Below are 20990 nucleotides of genomic sequence, written 5' to 3'. Positions count from 1 at the left end.
GCCTCAAAATATGATCTGGTTATAAAAGCATTGCTAAAATACTAAAGATTATACAATAGGTTTAATAAATTTGCGCATGGCCCAAAATGAAAAAGATGACGATAAGGATAACGCTGGTAAAGAAGTAAACAGCTATGCTAAATTTAGCGGCGTGGCTTTCCAAATGATAGCCGTTATTGGGGTGTTTGCCTTTGCCGGTTATAAAATAGACCAGGCCGGTAACCATCAAACCAAATGGGCCACGGCCGCTTTATCGCTTGTTGGTGTGTTTATTTCGTTGTACATTGTTATCAAATCTGTAAAAAGTTGAAACTACTTCCTACCGCATTATCTTTTCTTGTATTTATTGTTATTATATCGTTACCTCCACTGCTTTCGGGCTACGGCGGCTTTGCCGGTTTACTTATAGAAAAGTTTTGGCTGCTGTTTTTTTTCGTCGGTGGCCTTACCTTTTTTACCGTAATGGCCATTGTATTTGTAGGTCAAATTAACAAAGAAATGTATGCACAAGCCTTTTTAGCGGCTACAACGGTTAAGATATTGGCCTGCTTGTTTTTTGTGCTCTTTTTTTTGAAGAAAAACGCTGTGAACAGGTACGTTTTTGCCGGCGATTTTTTTTACGTATATTTTCTAAATATGGCCTTTGAAATTTATGGTTTGTTACGTAACTTGCGCAACCAAAAAATAAGGTAGAAAACTTCATTTAGATGTATAACAGCTCGATTTTGAACTCAAAAATATTTAAAACATTCCTGATTTCCGCGCTTTTTTTGTTGTTAGGTGTAATGCCTACACTTTCATTCTCGCAAGAAAATGTCAAAAAAGAAGAGTCAAAACCTTTTGATCCGAAAGAGGTAGTATTTGAACATATCGGCGATTCACACTTCTGGCCAGTAACAATTCCGTTGATGCACGAGCACTTTATTTCGCTGCCGGTGATATTGTATACTGATAAAGGATTGGAAATTTTCTTGTCTGGTTCTTTATTAAAAGAAGAAGGTAAAGAAGAAGGCCCGGTTTATAAAGGCACGCACTACAGCTACAAGCTCGAAGGCAATAAAATTGTTGCGGTAAACGAAGCTGGTGAGGTGGATAAAGCTGCCAAGGTTTACGATTTTTCAATTACCCGTAACGTAGCCAGTATGTGGATGGGGATGATTATTTTGTTAATCGTTTTCTTCGCTGTTACTTCGGGTTATAAGAAAAATGTTGGTAAAGCGCCTAAAGGCATCCAGGCATTGTTGGAGCCGGTTATTCTTTTTGTACGCGATGATGTGGCTATTCCTAACATAGGTATTAAACACGGAAGGTACATGCCTTTATTGCTTACTATATTCTTCTTTATTTTAATCAATAACCTGTTGGGCTTAGTCCCGTTTTTTCCGGGAGGCTTTAACTTAACGGGTAATATTGCGGTAACCATGGTTTTATCAGTAATTGTGCTGATAGTTATTAACTTTAGCGGTAACAAATACTACTGGAAACACATTTTTACTCCTGATATCCCTTTTTGGTTATATCCTATCATGGTTCCGGTTGAGCTTATTGGTATCATTTCAAAGCCTTTTGCGTTAATGATACGTTTGTTTGCAAACATTACAGCAGGCCACATTATTGTTTTGAGTTTAATATCATTGATCTTTATCTTTAAAACCGCATGGATGTCGACAGTTTCTGTTCCGTTTGTGGTTTTTATGGATATGATAGAATTGCTTGTGGCATTTTTACAGGCGTTCATTTTTACGATGCTTACATCCCTGTTTATAGGTATGGCTGTTGAAGAGCATCACCATTAATCTGAATTAATTATAATTATATATACACGTTTTAAATTATCAAACAATGAGTGGAATGATTGGAACAATTGCTCAAGCTGCTGCAACAGGTGTTGTTAGTCTTCAAAAACTTGGTGCAATTGGCGCAGGTTTAGCTGTAATTGGYGCAGGTATCGGTATCGGACAAATCGGTGGTAAAGCCGTTGAAGGTATTGCCCGTCAGCCAGAAGCTGCCTCAAAAATTCAAACTAACATGATCATCGCTGCAGCCCTTGTTGAAGGTGTTGCTTTGTTTGCCGTGGTAGTAGCTTTGCTCTAATTAGTTTTAGGCAAAAAAGAAAAAAACAACCCGGGGCGATTGGCTCCGGGCTTGTTTTAATCCCGTTAAAAGAATAATATACAAGTAATAGCTATACAGAATTATGGATTTAGTTACTCCCGCATTAGGCTTAGTTTTCTGGACAACGATATCATTTGCGGTACTGTTGTTTATATTAGGAAAATTTGCCTGGAAACCAATCTTGGGCGCATTAAGTGATCGTGAACGTTTTATTGAAGACTCTCTTCAGAAAGCCGAAGCTGCCAAAGAAGAAATGTCCCGTTTAACTAACGAGAATGAATCGTTATTAAAACAAGCCCGTGCCGAGCGCGATCAGATCCTTTCTGATGCCCGCAAGGTTAAAGACCAGATGATTGTTGATGCTAAAGAAATAGCACACAAAGAAGGGGCACGTATGATTGAACTTGCCCGTGTTGAAATTAACAATCAGAAAGCTATCGCGATGGCTGATGTTAAAAACCAGGTAGCTACCTTATCGCTGCAAATTGCCGAGAAAGTATTGCGTAAGCAATTTGAAGATCAGCAAAAACAAGACGAGCTTGTAAGCCAGTTATTAAAAGAAGTGAAATTGTAATTTCGGATTTCGGAATTGGGATTTCGGATTTTGAAATCGCAATTTTAGAATTGTTATTTAATAGGGAATTTTGAATTGGAGGCCCGGGTGATAAATCCGAAATCGAAAATCCGAAACCCCAAATAAAAAGAATATGTCAGAATTAACGGTAGGAACCAGGTACGCTAAATCCCTTATTGATCTTGCACAGGAACAAAACAGTGTTGACGTGATTAAGGCTGATATGGATCTTTTTATCCATACCTTAAAGGCAAGCCCGGAGCTTAAAGCTGTTTTGAGCAACCCCATCATCGCCCACAGCAAAAAAACCAAGATACTTGATGCCGTATTTTTAGGTAAAGTAAATAAGGTTACCATTGCGTTTTTTAAACTGATGGTTGATAAAGGCCGTGGCGAGGTTTTATATACAACTGCCCACGAGTATATAAACCAGTTTAACATTAAAAAGCACATAACAAAAGCTAAAGTTACATCGGCTACCGAGTTATCGGCAGCTAATAAAGCCGTGCTTACCGCTGAAGTGCAAAAGGCAGTTGGCGGAACCGTTGAACTGGAAGCTAAGGTTGATGCATCATTAATTGGCGGTTTTGTACTAACCGTTGGCGACAGGCAGGTTGATACCAGCATTGCTGCAAGCTTGAAAAAATTGAAAAAAGAATTTGCCGAGAAGGTAATTCAATAATAATAAAAACAAAACTCTAAATAAATTTAAACAATGGTAGAGGTAAGACCAGACGAAGTATCGGCAATTTTGCGTCAGCAATTGGCAGGCTTCAAGTCAGAATCTGAATTAGAAGAAGTGGGTACTGTACTCCAGGTGGGTGACGGTATTGCACGCGTTTATGGATTAACAAAAGTACAATCAGGTGAGCTTGTTGAATTTGGAACAGGTTTACAAGGTATTGTACTTAACCTTGAAGAAGATAACGTGGGTGTGGTATTGTTAGGTAAATCTGACGATATTAAAGAAGGTGATACCGTTAAACGTACCAATCGTATTGCATCAATTAACGTAGGCGAAGGCATGCTTGGCCGCGTTGTGGATACTTTAGGTACCCCGATTGATGGTAAAGGACCAATCACCGGTACTACTTACGAAATGCCTTTGGAGCGTAAAGCGCCAGGTGTTATCTACCGTCAGCCGGTTACCGAGCCGTTACAAACTGGTATCAAAGCTATCGACGCGATGATCCCTATCGGCCGTGGCCAGCGTGAGTTGGTTATTGGTGACCGCCAAACTGGTAAAACTGCGGTTTGTATCGATACCATTATTAACCAAAAAGAATTTTATGATGCCGGTAAACCGGTTATCTGTATATATGTAGCCTGTGGTCAAAAAGCGTCAACAGTGGCAAACATTGTGCGCACGCTGGAAGAAAACGGTGCTATGCCGTTCTCTATAGTAGTTGCGGCAAATGCTTCTGACTCTGCTACCATGCAGTTCTTTGCTCCTTTCGCCGGTGCTGCCATTGGTGAGTACTTCCGCGATACAGGTCGCCCTGCATTGATCATCTATGATGATTTATCAAAACAAGCTGTTGCATACCGCGAGGTATCGTTGTTATTACGTCGTCCACCGGGCCGTGAGGCTTACCCTGGTGACGTATTTTACCTGCATAGCCGTTTATTAGAGCGTGCCGCTAAAATCAACTCCAATGATTCTATCGCGCAGCAAATGAACGACCTGCCGGAGTCAATCCGTGGTATCGTAAAAGGTGGTGGTTCGCTAACCGCGTTGCCTATTATCGAAACACAAGCTGGTGACGTATCTGCATACATCCCAACCAACGTAATTTCGATTACTGATGGTCAGATCTTCTTAGAGTCTAACTTATTCAACGCGGGTGTTCGTCCGGCTATTAACGTAGGTATCTCGGTATCTCGTGTGGGTGGTAACGCGCAAATCAAATCGATGAAGAAAGTTGCCGGTACTTTGAAACTTGATCAAGCCCAATACCGCGAGTTAGAGGCTTTCTCTAAATTCGGATCGGATCTTGATGCATCTACCAAAAGCGTGCTTGACAAAGGTGTGCGTAACGTAGAAGTATTGAAGCAAGGCCAGTATTCACCAGTATCTGTTGAAAAACAAGTAGCTATCATTTACTTAGGTACTAAAAACCTGATGCGTAGTGTACCTGTAAAAGATATCAGGAAGTTTGAAGCAGAATACACCAGCCAGTTAGAAGAGCGTCACCCAGAAGTATTAGCTGCCCTTAAAGCAGGTAAATTCGACGATCAGCTAACGGGAGTACTGGAAACAGTAGCTAAAGAACTGGCAGGAAAGTATTAATTTAGTAGCAAGTAGTTAGTATCAAGTATCAAGTATTTTTTGCTTCAGATATTCAGAACTAACTACTTGCATTCAAAAAAATATAGCATTGGTAGGGTAGCTTATACAAGTCTTGATACTTGATACTAACTACTTGATACTCAAAAAAGATGGCTAATTTAAAAGAAGTAAGAAACAGGATAAAGTCTGTATCGTCAACACAGCAAATTACCAAGGCCATGAAAATGGTTTCGGCGGCTAAGCTGAAACGCGCTACAAACGCTATTGTTCAATTGCGCCCATACGCCAATAAGCTGAAAGACCTTTTGGCAAACTTATCTGAAAGTTTGGAGGATGGCGCATCACCATACTTACAGGAGCGTGAGCCGGTACGTGTATTGGTGGTTGTGGTATCATCAAACCGCGGTTTGGCAGGTGCTTTTAACGCCAACGTTATTAAAACGGCCAATAACCTGATTGCCGAGAAATACAGCAAGCAATTGGCAGCCGGTAACGTTTCAATAGTAGCGATTGGTAAAAAAAGCCAGGAGTTTTATGAAAGGCGCAAGTACAACGTAATTGGTAACAATAACGACTTGTACCTTGACCTCAACTTCGAAAATGCTTCCAGAATTACTGAAAGTATTATGGAGGCATTTGTGAATGGCAAGTACGATAGGGTGGAGTTGGTGTACAACCATTTCCGTAATGCTGCTGTGCAGTTTTTAATTGCCGAGCAGTTATTACCTGTTCCGAAACCTGAGAAAAAAGAAGCTGTAAAAACCGCGAATGTTGATTACATTTTGGAGCCAAGCCAACGCGAAATTGTGGAGCAGCTGATTCCTAAAAATATCAAAATTCAGTTGTACCGTGCAGTGTTAGATTCAAACGCATCTGAGCACGGCGCACGTATGACAGCTATGGATAAAGCAACCGAAAACGCCGGTGAACTGCTGAAAGCCTTGAAACTTTCATACAACCAGGCCCGCCAGGCAGCTATTACTACCGAGCTTACCGAAATTGTAAGCGGCGCGGCAGCACTGGCCGGATAAGCAAGCCCATCATAAACTTATTTTATATGAGCCTCCTTGCAAAAGGGGGCTTTTTTTGTGTTTTAGGCCAGGCTTTTGATTGATATATGCCTCATTATTGTTAATCTATAAGGCAATAGTGATTGAACTGATGCGAAACATATTAAAGGAATATATTAAAATTAACCGCACCTAACAAGTGATTATTTGCGGTTTTGATAAAAAAACATCGAGGTAAAACGATTTACGCGAAGAATATGGGCGTAAAACATGAATAGTTATATCGGTTACAATTTGTGTTTTGCTTAACTAAAGCTTAAATGACCGGAGAAAGTTTGGAGGTAGCTGACTATTTAGGCCCTTATTTATCCAGTTTTTGACCAAAAATTCGCGGTTTTAAGGCTTTTTAAGATAAAAAAGATCATATTTGCCCTAAAATGAGGTAATACTTGATCTTTAATCGTCAATTAAGATGAATTTTTTATGAATTTTTCATTTTTTAAAAAGTTTTGCATTTTTTGATATAAAAAAGCACTGTTTTTTCTTTATTTTTAATAAAAAGTCGGCAACGTTAAAAATTTTATTTTATTGTTTGCGCATTGATGCGAAAATCATAATTTAGAAAATTAACTTAACTGATTTTTATACGATGAAAAAACTTTTATTCACAAGTTTTTGCGTCCTGTTGTTATGCTTAACGCAGGCGCAAGCACAAAACCGTACTGTTACCGGTACGGTTACCGCCAAAGATGATGGCCTGCCCATCCCGGGGGTAACAGTAATTGTAAAGGGTACAACCTCAGGTACCCAAACTAATGCCGCCGGTAAATTCTCATTAAGCGCTCCGGCAAATGCTACCCTTGTTTTCAGGTTTGTTGGTTACACACCGGTTGAAAAGCCGGCCAGTGCAGATCCAATGGCTGTAGTGCTTACGTCGGTAAGTAACCAACTGGGCGAGGTTGTGGTAACGGGCGCATTCAATACCAAGCAAACTTCACGCGCTATCTCCTACGCGGCGCAGGTTGTTAAGTCTGATGCGTTAAACACTATCCGTCAGCCAAACGTTAACAATGCGTTAGCGGGCAAGGTTGCAGGTTTGCAGGTACGTAGTCAGTCGGTAGGTGCTTTGGGCCGTAACACACAGGTAAGGCTTCGCGGTGCTACCGGTTTTGGCAACAGTTCAGGTGCCCTGTATGTTGTTGACGGTACTATTTTGCCAAACTCCGATGACCTTAACCCCGACGATGTTGAAAACATCACCGTATTGCAAGGCCCCGCTGCATCAGCGCAGTTTGGTTCTGCCGGTGCAAATGGTGCTATCGTTATTACTACTAAAAGAGGTGGTAAAGTTAAAGGTGTTGGCATTGAGTTAAATGCCGGCGTAAACTTTGATAAAGTTTACATATTGCCTAACTACCAAAATACTTATGCCGGCGGTGCGTCTGCAGATTTAATGCAATATCATTACAAAGCAGGCGATCCTGAAGGATGGAAAGCTTTGGATGGCAAATATTACCCGGATTATACAGATGATAGCAGCTGGGGTCCTAAAATGGTAGGCCAGGAGTATATTCCATGGTATGCATGGGCTCCGGGAACCAAATACTCGTTTAAAACAGCAAAGCTTGTTGCTCAGCCAAACAACGCTCGCGATTTCTTTGAAACAGGTACTACCCTTAACAACGGCATTGCCTTCACAAAATCGGCTGATGATTATAACATCAGGATGTCGTACAACAACCAGCATGTAAATGGTATAGTTCCGTATACCGCCCTGATGAAAAACGTATTCAACTTAAATGTTAACTACGATTTAGGTACACACTTTACTGTTGGAGCCAATGTTAACTTTGTTAGCCAAAAAGTACATGGTAACATAAGCGATGGTTATGCCAATGCTTCTACAGGTAACTTTAACCAATGGATGCACCGTGACCTTGATATGGGCATCATAAAGGAATTGAAGGATTTAACAAGCCCTGATGGTACGTTGGTAAGCTGGAACCACCAGAACCCAACTTCATATACAACTGATAATCCGGGTTATTTTTATGCTGGTAACTACTGGTATAACATGTACAAAATAGCCGAGCTTAATACCAAGGATAATCAGCGCGACCGTTTTTATGGTAACGTATATTTGCAGTACAAGCTTAACAAGGATTTTAATATTAAGGCAACTTACCGTAAAAATTCAAGAAGCGAATGGCAAGAAGAATTCATTCCTGCTATCCTTCAAAAAAGCGGATCGCAAACAGGTGTAAAAAATTACTACCGTACTTACAATGTTTACGAGAACCGTGAAAACTACGAGTTACTGGCAAACTACAACAAGCAGATTGCCGATTTTAAAATTGATGTAAATGCTGGTAGCGATATTTATAACAGGAGTTACAAAGATAATGGTGGTAACACTGTTGATGGTTTAAGTATCCCTGATCTTTATAATATAACCAACTCGGTTAGTGCGCCATCGGTATTTAACACCCGTACAAATGAGCAATACAGGGCGTTATTTGCAAAGGCTACATTAGGCTACAAAAACTTTTTGTTTATAGATGGAACTGTACGTAACGATTGGTACTCCTCATTATTCCCTAAAGATAACAGCGTATTAGCTAAATCATTTGGTGGATCATTTGTTTTCAGCGAGCTATTGCCACAATTTAATAACTGGTTAAGCTTTGGTAAGGTAAGGGTATCCTATGGTGAAACCCCACAGGCGCTTGCAACTGCTAACGATAACTACGGCGGATACAGAAATAACACCGTTTACGGTGTTAACCAATACAAATTTGGTACAAACATATTAATGAATACTCCAGACCAAAGCGTTGACCCTGCCTTACACGGTGCTGTATTTAAGCAAACAGAGGTTGGTTTGGATTTAAGGTTCCTTAACGATAGGTTAGGTTTATCTGCCACTTATTACGCAGGTACCGATGTTGATTTCCCTGCTTCGGTTACCGTTAACCCTGCCAGCGGTTTTTCGAGCATATTAACCAACTTTGGTAAAATTCAAAGAAAAGGTATTGAGCTTACCTTAAGCGGTACTCCTGTACGCATCAATAACTTTAACTGGGATGTAACCATTAATGGTGCGCGCCAGCTTCAGAACAAAGTGATAGAGGTTAGCAAGAAATATGGTGTAACCCGCTATACTAACCCTAACGACCAGGTTTGGGGAACAGATATGCCTTACATGGTGTTTCAGGAAGGTAAAGAATGGGGCCAGATATATGGCAACGGTATAAAACGTAATGCAGCCGGCGTTCCAATTATTGCTGCTAACGGTATGTATGCTAATGATCCGAACGTATATTTTGGCAGCGTGCTTCCAAAATGGACCGGTGGTATCCAAAACTCATTCACTGTATTTAAAAGCTTCGTGCTTAATGCCAATATCGATTACCAGATTGGTGGTAAATTTGTTTCATTATCAAACAGGTGGGGACAGTTTAGCGGGTTAACTGCTGCAACGGCTGCGCTTAATGATAAAGGAGTTCCTGTTCGCGATCCGGTTGAAGACGGTGGTGGTGTTAAAGTTAGCGGTGTTGACGCGGATGGTAAATCTGTTTCTAACTACATCGATGCTAAAACCTATTTCCAGGGCTTAACCAACAACAAAACTTACGATTCATATATCTACGATTTAACATTTGTTAAACTTCGCGAGGTTTCAATCGGTTACAAAATACCGGTAGCTAAATTAGGTTTAGGAAAAGTTATCCAGTCGGCAAGGTTTGATATAACCGGGCGCAATTTGTTGTTAATCTATGCTAAATCAAAAGATTACGATCCGTCTGAAATTAGCTCACAACAAGGTGAAACAGGTCAGTTACCAGGCACAAGGGGCATAGGTTTTAACCTTAAGGTAACTTTCTAAGCAAACACAAATTAGATTCAAAGAAAATGAAAAAGAGATATATTTATACACTAACAGCCGCGTTTGTTTGGTTAGGTACGGGCTGTAATAAGTTGAAAGACTTTGGTGACGTTAACCAAAACCCTACCGCAACAACTCAGCCTATTGTAGCTGGTTTGTTAACCAATGCCCAGGTAAGTGTTACCGGCCTGTCATCAACAGGTACCCCTGCGATAGCAGGAGGCCAGTACGCGCAATTTTTTACCGAAACCCAGTATTCTGGTACATCGTTATATACTTTGCCACAGAATGATTTTACACCTTATTACTCTGGCCCGTTATATGACTTGCAGAATATCATTAACCTTAACCAAAGCAAGGCATCATCTGCAGTGTCCAAAATTTTGCAGCAATATATATTCTGGGTTGTAACAGATTCATGGGGCGAAGTTCCATACAGCGACGCTTTAAAAGGTTTAACTTCTATCCAGCCGAAATATGATACGCAGGAGACTATTTATAAGGGTATTATAGCCACGTTAACATCTGCCCAGGCCGAGCTTGATGGCTCGTCATTAGCAGGTGATGTAATTTATGGTGGTGATGTTGCTTCTTGGAAACGTGCAGCAAACTCTATTAAACTGTTAGCTGCTGTTCAGCTGTCAAAAGTTGTTCCTGCTGCAAGCGGTTACGCTGCAACTGCCGTTAAAGAAGCTATTGCTGCCGGGGTTATTGAATCAAACAGCCAGAACATGAAGGTAACTTTCCCTGGTGGTGGTATTAAAAGCCCTTGGTATACCTTGTATGATGGCCGTAAGGATTTTGCAGAATCTGCTACAATGACCGACATACTTAAGGGGCTTAATGACACCAGGCTTAGCGTATACGGTGGTAAAAGCGAAGCAATTGGCAATACAGAATCATCTGATATCGGTGTTACATACGGTTTGGCCCGTAACAACGTGCTGGCATTTATTGAAGCTAACCCCAACTGGGCGCGTGTAATGCGCGGCGATTTCCGTACAACTACCGGTTCGGTAACTATTGTTACTGCGGGTGAGGTTTACCTTGCCAGAGCAGAGGCGGCATCATTAGGATGGACCGGCGAAGTTGTTGCAACTGATTACGTGGCTGGCATCACTGCTTCAAACGGGCAATGGGGTTTAGCGGCACCAACCGCTGCTTATATTGCAGCTGCACCTCCAACCATTGCTAACATTACTATCCAAAGGTGGATTGCAAGTTATCCTGATGGGCACCAGGCATGGGCTATATGGAGAAAGTCGGCCACTACTACTAATCCCAAAGGCTACCCTGCACTAAATCCGGCACCAGATGCTGTTAATGCTTCTAAAAAGATTGTAAGTCGCTTTGTATATCCTACCAGCGAGTATAGCTCCAATGAAAAGAACGTTAACGCGGCGGTTGCCAGGCTTACAGGCGGCGATATCCAGGACGCTCACGTATGGTGGGATGTAGACTAATCAATTGTAACTATTAATAAAAAAGACATGAAAAGGAATAAATTTTTAAATCATATTCTTCTTGCCTGCTCTGTTTTGGTATTGTTTTCTGCCTGCCGTAAGGTGCCGGCGGGCGACTTATCAAATGAGAACTCAACGGCAGGAAAATCATACATCGGATTTCCAAACGGACTTGAACAAAATCTGTTTTTTGACCCCTTTACTACAGTAAAAACTATTGATGTTTTTGCTATGAAAAAAGATGCGGCAAATAATACCGAGTTGCAAAAGGCGCAAACTATTGTTTTAACCCCGTTGCCGGCAGCTATTGACAAATACAACGACGATAACGGAACAGAATACCAAATGCTGCCTACCTCATTGTATACCATAAATGCTGCCGGGGTTACTGCGGCGGCCGATGGTAAATTGTCATTCAATTTTGCCCCCGGCGACTTTCAAAAGTACTTTACAATAAAACTTGATGGTAGTAAATGGGATTTGAGCATTAAATATGCGCTTGCATACAAGATAACAAGCGCCGGCAGTTTGAGTATTCATGCGGCAAGTAAAGATACACTGTACGCTTTTTTTGCAATAAAAAACAAGTATGATGGCGCATACCACTCAACCGGTAACTTCGATCACCCTAATGATGCTAATGACAGGGCAATTGATCGTGATAAAACGTTGACTACTGCTGGTCCTACTGCGGTTAGTACCGAAATTGCCGATATAGGTGGTTCTATGATCCTTACCATTGATGAAGCAACCAATAAAGTAACGGTTAGCGGAAACGTAAGTGCAACTCAGGCTTTGGAACCAGTTCCGGGCTTAACAAACACGTACGATCCTGCAGCTAAAACTTATCACTTAAACTACCGGTATCTTGGTGGCGGCGGTTATCGCATAATTCAGGAAGATATCGCTCATAAATAAAATCTTGTTCTATAGTTAATTGAAAGGGCTGCCCATTTGGGTAGTCCTTTTTTATTTAAGGAGGTTTTGAACTTTTTTGTCTTTTAATCTACAAGGTACAAGGCCGCCGTTATGGAAGGTGTTTTTCAGCTTACCTGTTTTATTATACCTTTACGCTATCAAACAAAAAATAGAAGCTGATGCAGGATACCGCCATCATTAATGTACAGGACACCAGTAAGCAAAATAAGCTTATCATCTATTTTTTATTGCTGTGGACGGCGCTGAACATCCTACAGGCTGCCACGTTAGAGGTGCATGCCGATGAAGCTTACTACTGGCTTTATTCGCGTTTTATGGACTGGGGTTATTATGACCATCCCCCCATGGTGGCCGTATTTATCCGCGCCGGATATGGTCTTATACATAACCAATTCGGGCTTCGGCTACTTACGGTTCTCAGCAGCAGCCTGTCGCTTTGGTTTATCTGGCTAACGCTTAAAAAATACCGGGTTGATGCGCTTACGTTTATCCTGGTGGTATCCGGAATTTTTGTGTTTCATATTTATGGTTTCATCACCACGCCCGATGCGCCGCTGCTTATTTTTACTGTACTGTTCCTGTTTTTTTTACAGCAGTACCTTGAACAGGACAGCTGGAAGCTGGTGCTGATATTGGGTGTAATAGCCGCATGTTTGCTGTATAGCAAATATCACGGCATATTGCTGTTGGGTTGCACTGTTATATCAAGCCCTAAATTGTTTAAGCGGGCATCGTTTTATGGTATTGTGCTACTGGCGCTGGTATTGTTTATACCTCATATTTTGTGGCAGATTAATAACCAGTTTCCATCCATAAGCTACCATTTGGCCGAGCGGGCAGATAAGCCTTATGATTTGTCCTTTTCCTATAATTATCCCTTGGGTCAACTGCTTATGGCCGGCCCTTTAATTGGCTGGCTGTTATTTTATAAAGGCTTTACCCTGCGTGTTAAGGATGCTTTTACACGGGTGTTGCTGGTAAACAGTATTGGCATACTGCTGTTTTTTTTCCTGACATCATTTAAAGGCGAGGTGCAGCTGCATTGGACGCTAATTGCCTATGTCCCGCTATGTATGCTGGCGCTTATCCATTTTACACAACAGGGGGGCAAGCTTGCCTGGTTTAATCGTTTGGCCATTATAAACATCATTTTGATTGTTTTTGTAAGGTTGCTGATTATAACCGGCCTACCCGTACTAAAACAAATGCATGCGCTGAGGATTTTTTACGATTTTGAAGATTGGGCAAAACTGGTACATGACAAGGCGGGCGACAACTATGTAATTTTTAACGAAGGCTTCCAAAACCCATCGAAATATAATTTTTATAACAATACCCTAAAAGGATTTGATTACGACCCGCGCTATTACCGCCGTACACAGTACGAGTTTTGGCCGATAGAAGACAGCCTGCAGCACAAACGCGCGTATTATGTATTAGAGCACCCACAGGCGGGGTTAAGTACGGATACCATCAATACACCTGCCGGTACATGGTACGGCGGCTGGATAGACGATGTGCGCACCTATCAAAAAATTGAGTTTGACGCATCCGAAAAAGAGGAGATAGTATCACCCGGGCAACAGAAGATTTTTGATTTAACATTTAAAAACCCTTACCGCGTCCCCATTAGTTTTAGCAACAAAGGTCAGTTGCACAAGCTTGTTTTTGAAGCCAGTTTTATTGTTGATACTGATGTGTTAAGCAGTCAAAAGGCCGATGATAGCTTTTATAACATCAGCCTTAAGCCCGGCCAGGCTGCCCACTTTAAGTTTAACGTAATAGCGCCAGCTAAACCTGGCAAATATCAATTGGTGTTTTCGTTACGTACCGATCCGTTTAACGGCGGGCGCAACAGCAAGGCAATTGCATATACGGTAAAATAGCCGCGGATTATTTAGATTTTGAGTACAACGGCTTTGCATCCTGGTAGCTTTTTGGCACGTAAGGGGTATAACTAAGCGCCCTGAACAAAGCCTTTGTTTTTTGTAAACCAGCCGTGCCATTCACCGCGAAATACCAGAAATTTTCCACATCGCCATCGTTCATGCTCATTTGGGTAACACCTTGCGATTTATGTTCGGCAATTTCCCAGTTGGCTATCACTTTGTAGTTTACCCTGTTTTTGTAGCTGAAGGAAGCTGTGCGGTCTACCTTAAAGTTCGCCGTGTCTGTTAACGATTTGGTTTGTGCATAACTACCGTAGCCGGTAAAATGGGTTGCTGTATCGGCCTTGTTGCTCGTAGACGCACCTAAAATAACCGGTCGGTTATTTGCCGGCAATGCTGTTATGGCATTTAAGGCAACCAGCGCGGCGGCTTTATGGGCGCCGTGGGTACCGGCCTCTGGCAACAGGGTAAATATAAAATCGTAATGGTTATTTATTAAAATCTGGTGCAGTCGGCTGTTGACGGTATTAACATTCCAGCTGGTATCAAGCGGTTCCTTTTCGTTTAAGGTATAGTGGGCATCTTTTTGATCGAGAAAATAATAGTTGTTTGCGCCCAGAATATGGCCCGCGTTTACCAGTTCGCGCTTTCGGATGCGTGGCAGGTTGGCGCGGCCGGTTTTCTCGTCGGTTAGTTCAATGCCGTAATAGCTTTCGGCCAGGGTAGCGTACTTGTAGCCGGCTTCGCCGTTTGTTATTACAAACAAATCAACAATGCCATGTTGCTCTTTGGCAATTTTGTACAGTGTTACCGAAAAAGTGCTTTCATCATCGGGATGGGCCATAACTACCAGTACACGCGGCCCTGTGGCTGTAGCCTGGGCGTTGCCCAGTTTTAATCCCGCAAAATAAAATACAACAGTTAATAATAGTACACCCAGCTTTTTCATAGCATATTTTACATTAAACCCGGAGGCGTGAGGGTGGATTCGAACCACCGTAAAGGGTTTTGCAGACCCCCGCCTGAACCACTCGGCCACTCCGCCTTTTCATAACGCCTATCAATTAATATCACCCGAAGCAAACCAGCTTTAAGCTTTTAGCATTCTGCTTTCGGCTTTAAAAACGGCCATGCCGGGTATCAACCCCAAACATGGCCGTTTATCATTTTTAATTTACATCAAACCATAATTTGGTTGTCAATACGTCTGCACCCTGGCTGGCAACCGCCGCCTTGTAGTTGGCACCGTTTAACGATTGCTCTGTTCCGGGATAAATAAACCTTACCGGCAGTTTGCCGCTTAACGTACCCGCTACAGCAGGCTGCAGCTGCGGGTAATCAAGCCTGCGCCACTCGGTAAAACCTTCCAGTCCCTGGCCAAATAGGGCTATCCATTTTTGCTCGCCAATTGACTTTTTGTAATTGGTGGCATCGTATTGCACGGCTGGCAGGGCAGTGTAAGTGGCAATATCCGCATCGGCAATGCTGTATTGCTTTAATGATGCAGTTACCGCCTGTTTGTATAACCCGGCAGCATCCCCGGCAATAAAACCGCGTGCTACGGCTTCAGCCTGGTCAAATAAGGTTTCAGCATAGCTGATGATTACGGCAGGGGCATGCGGCGCTAAAAAGTAAGTACCCGGTTTTGATGTTTTGGTAAAACCCAGGTTGCTGGCATCGCCAACCAGCAGGCCGTTGGGTATGCCCACGTAAGTTTGCGGTGTGGCATCCTTAGTTTTGCTGGCGTACACGAGGAGGCGCGGATCATTCAGCGCAACAAGTTTATCAACAATAGTTTTGCTGATGCGGTAATCGTCCCTGGTGTCAAACAAATTGCTGATAGGGTTTTGGTTTGGCGAATCTACATAGGTAAATTGCGCGGTTTCGGTATTAGCGCTGATGTAACTGCCACCCTCGGTTTGTATATCAGCCAAAACCTGTTTGGCTTTTGCAGGCTCTCTATCGGCAATGCGCAAGGCAATGCGCAGGCGCAACGAGTTGGCAAACTTTTTCCACAATGCAATATTGTTGCCATAGATAACATCGCCGGCAATGGCTTTGCCCGATGGATCAAGCGCAGTTTGGGCTGCTTTTAAATCATCAAGCAGGGCAAAATAAACATCCTTTTGGCTGTCATAAGCGGGCGTAAGATACTGATCTATGTTGGCCGCCTGCTTATAAGGGATATTGCCATAGGCCTCGGTAAGCAAGGTAAATACCCACGAGCGTAGTACCAGCGCCACACCTTTGTAATTGGTATTGGTCTGCGCATCGCCCAGTTTAATGATCTGGTTAAGGTTAACTATACTTTTAGAGTAACCTACCGTCCATAGCTCCTGGAAAGCGCTGTTGCTGTATATATACCTGTCGGGATCGGTGTATTGAATTTTGGCCCAGTATTGTACAAACAGTAATCCTGCTTCCATGTTGTTGGCGGTGCCCCAATACGTATCGGCAGTAACCTTGCTTGCTGCAGTAAGGAGGTAATCGGGCTGTGCCGTTTGCGAGTTATTAGGGTTCTGGTTAATATCTACCAGGTCTTTTTTGCACGATGCTGCCGATAATAACAGCGCGCCTGATAATATGATAGTTGTATATTTAAGTTTCATGGTTATTAAAATTTAAGGTTGATGTTGAAGCCAATGTTGCGTACGGTTGGCAGGGTAAGGTCTTCCAGACCCTGGCCGTTGCCGTTGTTAAAGGCGGTTTCAGGATCGATGTTTGGCGCGTTTTTATGGATTATCCACAGGTTGCGGCCAACAACAGATAAGGTTGCCGATTGCAGGCCGACGCTTTTTACCCAGTTTGAAGGGAAAGTGTAACCCAGTTTAACCTCGCGCAGTTTAATGTAAGATGCATCGTAAACAAAAGCTTCATCAACATTGGTAAACCCTTTGTAGTATGATTGGGCAGGTAATATGGTTGTATTGGCGGTGCCATCGGCTTTAACGCCTTTAAAGATCTTGCCATCATTGTAAACCGTTACGCCTGCGGGAGCGCTGCCGCTAACTTGTACTGCGGTTGCCGATGTATTGTTGCCGGGGTAATAATAGCTGATACCGCCGTTTGCAGTACCCCGGCCCGGCAGGGTAGAGGCCAGCACGCCGGTATAGGTACCCGTACGGTTGGTGTTTGAATAAATAGAACCGCCAAACCGTGCATCAATCAAAAAACCAAGATTTATGCGTTTGTAGGTAAAGCTATTATTGATGCTGCCCAGCCAGTTAGGTGTAAATTTGCCCAGGTATTGTTTGGTTGGATTGATAACCGGTGTGCCGTTGGCGCCTATAACAATTTGCCCGGATGCATCGCGGGTGTAGGCGTTGCCATATAGGGTACCATAGGGCTGCCCAAGGGCGGCTAACACCTGCACGGTACGGTCGCTTCCTAATATGATGCTTTGCAGGCGGCCTTCATCATCCAGCTTAACTACTTTACTGCGGTTAAGTGAATAGTTGGTGGTTATATCCCAGGTAAAATCTTTTGATTTTATTGGTGTTAAACTCAGTTGCACCTCAATACCTTTATTGTTGATGCTGCCGCCATTGATTAGTTTTTGGCTGTAACCGGTTGATGGGCTTACATCAACGGTAACAATCTGGTTTATACTGTTGGTATTGTATGCGCTTACATCTAAATGAATCCTGTCCTGGAAAAGGCCCAGCTCAAAACCGGCTTCGGCCGATGTGGTGGTTTCCGGTTTCAGCTTGCTGTTCAAATCAACAGTGCCCAGGCTTTGCTGTGGGCTTGAACCAAAAGGAGCGGTAAAATTATAGTAATTGATAAGTTGATAAGGGGTTGTAGCTTTACCCACTTTTGACCATCCGCCACGTAGTTTGGCATAGGTTAAAATGTCACTTTTAATATCAAGTGCCTCTGAAAGTATCAAACTGCCATTGACCGAAGGATAAAAGTAGGATAGGTTGGCCGCCGGAAGGGTTGACGACCAATCGTTGCGGCCGGTAAGGTTAATAAAGGCGTAGTTTTTAAAACCTATTTGTGCCGATGCAAAATAGCTGTAAGTTTTAAGCTTGCCATAATAGTTGGATGATACCAGCGGATCGCGCGAGTTACTTAAGGTGTACAAACCGGCTACTGCCAGTTTAGGTGCTATCTGGTCGTTTTGCTCATTTAATATGGTGCTGATGTTACCACCGCCCAAAACATCTAACGAGAAATCGTTATTGAGTTTTTTGGTGTACTGCAGCCTGGCTTCGGTATTGGTTTCGTTTACGGTGTAGGCATCTTCCTCGTATGATCCAAATGGGGTGCCGTTGGTCCCGTAAGCTACTTTAATTTTGCGCCTGTCGTTATAATAATCAGTCCCGGTACGGAAATTGGCCGATAAGCCTTCGATGATATTATAATTTAGTTCAACGCTTCCTATAATGCGGTTTTTGTGTTGCCCTACGGTGTTTTCATAGGCCAGCCAGTAAGGGTTGCTATAATAGCTGTTGTTCCAGTTAAAGGTGTTGCCATTAGCATCTTTATAGTTTTTAAGCTGGCTGATATCAACCTGGCGGCCAAACCACGTAAACTGTAGCATGGTGCTGGTTGCACGTTTGCCGCCGGCGCCGGGCAGGTTATCGGCATCGTCTTTAATATAATTGGCAATAGTTGTAACCGTTAACTTAGGGCTAAGCTTGAAGGTAGAGTTAAGCAAAAACGAGTTACGGCCTTGCGAGGTGTTAGGTACAATACCGGTTTGGTGCAGGTTATTGTACGATAAGCGGTAGTCAGCCTTATCGCTGCTGCCTGCCAGTGCTACACCGTTATTTAAGGTTACGCCTGTATTAAAAAAGTTTTTTACATTATCCGGATGGGCCACAAACGGAACAGCCTGGCCGTTGGAGTAAAACTGCGGAATAAGCGATCCGTCAAGCGCGGGGCCCCAGCTTTCGTCAACGCCATCGTTAACGCCGCCGCCTTTACCATCTACATAGCTAAACTTGCCGTTTGATCCTTGGCCGTATTCGTTCTGGTAATCGGGCAGGATGTTTACGGTCGAGAAGCTGGTGTTGGAGTTGATAGTAACGCCAAGCCCTTTTGTGCCCTTACCTGTTTTGGTTTTAATAAGGATAACACCCGCCGCGGCCCTGTAACCGTAAAGCGCCGCCGCGTTTGGCCCTTTAAGCACACTTACCGATTCAATATCCTCGGAGTTAAGATCGGCTATGGCGTTGGCAAAATCTCTTGAACCGTTGGTGCCCAAAAACTGGCTGTTATCAACAATAACACCATCAACCACAAACAAGGGCTGGTTGTTATTGCCTATCGAAGTTTCGCCGCGTATAATGATGCGAGACGACCCCATATCGCCCTGGCTGTTGGTAACCTGCACACCGGCAATTTTACCGGCCAGCGCGTTCACCAGGTTGGTTTCCTTGGCTTCGGAGATATCTTTTGATTTCAATCCCTGAACCGAATAGCCCAATGTCTTTTTATCTTTAGAGATATTGAGCGCCGTGATCACCACCTCGTTAAGGGAGTTTGGTGCATCCTGCAGTACAATTTGCAGGTTGGTTTCGGCTTGCTTTACCGTAATTTCCTGCGTTGCAAAACCGAGATAGGAAACTTTAAGCACATCGTTAACATTGGCGTTCAGGCTGAATTTGCCATCGGCGCCGGTTTGTGCACCATTAGTGGTGCCTTTTACAGCTACACTTACACCTGGTAAGGGCAAGCCATCGGATTTAGCGGTTACCGTGCCGCTTATTTTAACAGATTGCGCCGCAACTGTTTGGATGAGAAAAAATGGCAACAGGAGTGCCAGTAGAAATTTGTAATTTTTTAACATGATGGTTAATGATTAATAGTTTTTATTGCCGGTATAGCAAAGCCGGTCATCAGCATTTTGGGCATAGCAATGCCTGCTGTTGAATTTATAGTACCGGTAAATTGATTGTTGATTGTGTTGGTTATAAGCAGAGGCGGCCAGCTGCAGCAGGGGACCCGTGGCTAATAACCGTTGCCTTTATTTAACAGCAACAACGCATACCCTGCATATAAAGGTAAACAGAAGCGGAGGAGAATGAGACGAATTTACTGGCAGGGGATACGCTTGGAAAAGGTGTTCTTGTTGTTTTCATAACAATTTGATATATAGATAGTAGTATTAAGTAGATAGTGCCGTTTTGACTCAAAATATAAGAATTTGACTAAAGAGGTTTTTGAAACCCGAAACTTTGAGCTTTATGCCTTCTGCTTTAAGCTTTTAATTAGTTTACAGATGCAGTTTTATTGTTAACCAGCGCATCAACCACTTTTAGCATCGATGCAAATTCCTGGGTATCATAAAGGCGGGTGAGGTATACAATTTTGCCGTCTTTGTCAATAACCACGTTGCGGGTTACACCGCTTTTTTTGTTGGCAAAGCGCCCGAAAATATCGGCACCAGGATCAAGCGCCAGCGGATAGCTGATGTTCATTTCCTGCTGAAAATGTTGCACTTTTTCAAGCGGTTCGTCCCTATCAACGCCGATAAGTACCAGGCCTTTGTTCTTATAAGCCTGCCATAAATCTCTTTCAAGATGAGGCATTTCCTGGCGGCATACGCTGCACCAGCTTGCGGTAAATTGCAGGATAACTATCTTACCCCGAAGCTGTTTTAGTGAAGTTTGGGTGCCATCGGCCAGTACCAGTTTAAAATCATCGGGCGCTTGCTCGCCGGTTTTAACAATATAACCCCGGTCAATTGATGCAGGCAGGGGAGCAGGCGTTGTGGTTTGCGCAACGGCCAAATAGCTGGTTATTAACAAGGAGCAGGTGATGAGTAGCTGTTTAATTTTCATAACGTAAATTTTTAACTGCGTTTTTATAATGCA

The 20990-nt window shown here is 42.9% G+C and carries 16 protein-coding genes and 1 tRNA gene; 12 read left to right on the top strand and 5 right to left on the bottom strand.

From position 1 onward, the window contains the following. Positions 1-76: 76 nt before the first annotated feature. The 12 genes from AC1DU2_RS01775 (at position 77) to AC1DU2_RS01720 (ending at position 14163) form a co-directional block, all read left to right on the top strand. Positions 77-310 (top strand): AtpZ/AtpI family protein, encoded by a 234-nt coding sequence (locus AC1DU2_RS01775; protein ID WP_477382493.1) that lies wholly within the window; start codon positions 77-79, stop codon positions 308-310. Continuing rightward, positions 307-693, top strand: a complete 387-nt coding sequence (locus AC1DU2_RS01770) for a hypothetical protein (protein WP_477357593.1) — start codon at positions 307-309, stop codon at positions 691-693. Before AC1DU2_RS01775 ends, AC1DU2_RS01770 begins: the two co-directional genes overlap by 4 nt. A 32-nt stretch (positions 694-725) precedes the next feature. Then, on the top strand, positions 726-1796 hold the full coding sequence (gene atpB, locus AC1DU2_RS01765) for a F0F1 ATP synthase subunit A (RefSeq protein WP_477382492.1): 1071 nt from the start codon (positions 726-728) through the stop codon (positions 1794-1796). A gap of 55 nt (positions 1797-1851) precedes the next feature. Beyond that, positions 1852-2094, top strand: coding sequence for an ATP synthase F0 subunit C (gene atpE, locus AC1DU2_RS01760; protein ID WP_274213861.1), 243 nt, complete (start codon positions 1852-1854; stop codon positions 2092-2094). A gap of 103 nt (positions 2095-2197) precedes the next feature. Further along, positions 2198-2689, top strand: coding sequence for a F0F1 ATP synthase subunit B (atpF, locus tag AC1DU2_RS01755; RefSeq protein WP_477357587.1), 492 nt, complete (start codon positions 2198-2200; stop codon positions 2687-2689). 133 nt (positions 2690-2822) lie between these two features. Then, on the top strand, positions 2823-3371 hold the full coding sequence (atpH, locus tag AC1DU2_RS01750; protein WP_477382491.1) for an ATP synthase F1 subunit delta: 549 nt from the start codon (positions 2823-2825) through the stop codon (positions 3369-3371). A 33-nt stretch (positions 3372-3404) separates the two neighbouring features. Beyond that, positions 3405-4979, top strand: coding sequence for a F0F1 ATP synthase subunit alpha (gene atpA / locus AC1DU2_RS01745; protein WP_477357582.1), 1575 nt, complete (start codon positions 3405-3407; stop codon positions 4977-4979). A gap of 149 nt (positions 4980-5128) precedes the next feature. Next, complete coding sequence (gene atpG / locus AC1DU2_RS01740) at positions 5129-6010, top strand: ATP synthase F1 subunit gamma (protein ID WP_477382490.1); 882 nt, start codon at positions 5129-5131, stop codon at positions 6008-6010. 628 nt (positions 6011-6638) lie between these two features. Then, positions 6639-9875 carry a SusC/RagA family TonB-linked outer membrane protein gene (locus AC1DU2_RS01735; RefSeq protein WP_477357576.1) on the top strand — a complete coding sequence of 1079 codons (3237 nt, stop codon included), beginning with the start codon at positions 6639-6641 and terminating at the stop codon, positions 9873-9875. A gap of 26 nt (positions 9876-9901) precedes the next feature. Next, positions 9902-11338 (top strand): SusD/RagB family nutrient-binding outer membrane lipoprotein, encoded by a 1437-nt coding sequence (locus AC1DU2_RS01730; protein ID WP_477382489.1) that lies wholly within the window; start codon positions 9902-9904, stop codon positions 11336-11338. A gap of 27 nt (positions 11339-11365) precedes the next feature. After that, a complete protein-coding gene (locus AC1DU2_RS01725) occupies positions 11366-12256 on the top strand; it encodes a BT_3987 domain-containing protein (protein ID WP_477357572.1) in 891 nt (296 codons plus the stop codon). Between the two features lie 179 nt (positions 12257-12435). After that, positions 12436-14163, top strand: a complete 1728-nt coding sequence (locus AC1DU2_RS01720) for an ArnT family glycosyltransferase (protein ID WP_477382488.1) — start codon at positions 12436-12438, stop codon at positions 14161-14163. Between the two features lie 7 nt (positions 14164-14170). On the opposite strand, the gene AC1DU2_RS01715 is transcribed toward AC1DU2_RS01720, so the two are convergent. The 5 genes from AC1DU2_RS01715 to AC1DU2_RS01695 all read right to left on the bottom strand — a co-directional run bounded on the left by AC1DU2_RS01715 (position 14171) and on the right by AC1DU2_RS01695 (position 20957). Further along, positions 14171-15115, bottom strand: a complete 945-nt coding sequence (locus AC1DU2_RS01715) for a PIG-L family deacetylase (RefSeq protein ID WP_477382487.1) — start codon at positions 15113-15115, stop codon at positions 14171-14173. Positions 15116-15138: 23 nt separating this feature from the next. Further along, positions 15139-15211: transfer RNA gene (locus tag AC1DU2_RS01710), tRNA-Cys, on the bottom strand. Positions 15212-15335: 124 nt separating this feature from the next. After that, on the bottom strand, positions 15336-16775 hold the full coding sequence (locus AC1DU2_RS01705) for a SusD/RagB family nutrient-binding outer membrane lipoprotein (protein ID WP_477382486.1): 1440 nt from the start codon (positions 16773-16775) through the stop codon (positions 15336-15338). A 5-nt stretch (positions 16776-16780) separates the two neighbouring features. Then, positions 16781-19963, bottom strand: a complete 3183-nt coding sequence (locus tag AC1DU2_RS01700) for a SusC/RagA family TonB-linked outer membrane protein (protein WP_477382485.1) — start codon at positions 19961-19963, stop codon at positions 16781-16783. A 421-nt stretch (positions 19964-20384) separates the two neighbouring features. Continuing rightward, entirely contained in the window at positions 20385-20957 is a 573-nt protein-coding gene (locus AC1DU2_RS01695) for a peroxiredoxin family protein (protein WP_477382484.1), read from the bottom strand. Positions 20958-20990 lie beyond the last annotated feature (33 nt).

Source organism: Mucilaginibacter sp. P4_C11 (assembly GCF_056402115.1).
Note: the sequence above shows the minus strand (reverse complement) of the source record. Positions and strands in the feature narration are given on the sequence as shown.

What these genes read in the sequence shown, in the direction of transcription:
- AC1DU2_RS01775 (WP_477382493.1), top strand. Translation starts at nt 77, where the DNA reads ATGGCCCAAAATGAAAAAGATGACGATAAGGATAACGCTGGTAAAGAA.
- AC1DU2_RS01695 (WP_477382484.1), bottom strand. Translation starts at nt 20,957, where the DNA reads ATGAAAATTAAACAGCTACTCATCACCTGCTCCTTGTTAATAACCAGC.
- AC1DU2_RS01700 (WP_477382485.1), bottom strand. Translation starts at nt 19,963, where the DNA reads ATGTTAAAAAATTACAAATTTCTACTGGCACTCCTGTTGCCATTTTTT.
- AC1DU2_RS01715 (WP_477382487.1), bottom strand. Translation starts at nt 15,115, where the DNA reads ATGAAAAAGCTGGGTGTACTATTATTAACTGTTGTATTTTATTTTGCG.
- atpF (WP_477357587.1), top strand. Translation starts at nt 2,198, where the DNA reads ATGGATTTAGTTACTCCCGCATTAGGCTTAGTTTTCTGGACAACGATA.
- atpA (WP_477357582.1), top strand. Translation starts at nt 3,405, where the DNA reads ATGGTAGAGGTAAGACCAGACGAAGTATCGGCAATTTTGCGTCAGCAA.
- AC1DU2_RS01725 (WP_477357572.1), top strand. Translation starts at nt 11,366, where the DNA reads ATGAAAAGGAATAAATTTTTAAATCATATTCTTCTTGCCTGCTCTGTT.
- AC1DU2_RS01730 (WP_477382489.1), top strand. Translation starts at nt 9,902, where the DNA reads ATGAAAAAGAGATATATTTATACACTAACAGCCGCGTTTGTTTGGTTA.
- AC1DU2_RS01720 (WP_477382488.1), top strand. Translation starts at nt 12,436, where the DNA reads ATGCAGGATACCGCCATCATTAATGTACAGGACACCAGTAAGCAAAAT.
- atpG (WP_477382490.1), top strand. Translation starts at nt 5,129, where the DNA reads ATGGCTAATTTAAAAGAAGTAAGAAACAGGATAAAGTCTGTATCGTCA.
- AC1DU2_RS01705 (WP_477382486.1), bottom strand. Translation starts at nt 16,775, where the DNA reads ATGAAACTTAAATATACAACTATCATATTATCAGGCGCGCTGTTATTA.
- atpH (WP_477382491.1), top strand. Translation starts at nt 2,823, where the DNA reads ATGTCAGAATTAACGGTAGGAACCAGGTACGCTAAATCCCTTATTGAT.
- AC1DU2_RS01735 (WP_477357576.1), top strand. Translation starts at nt 6,639, where the DNA reads ATGAAAAAACTTTTATTCACAAGTTTTTGCGTCCTGTTGTTATGCTTA.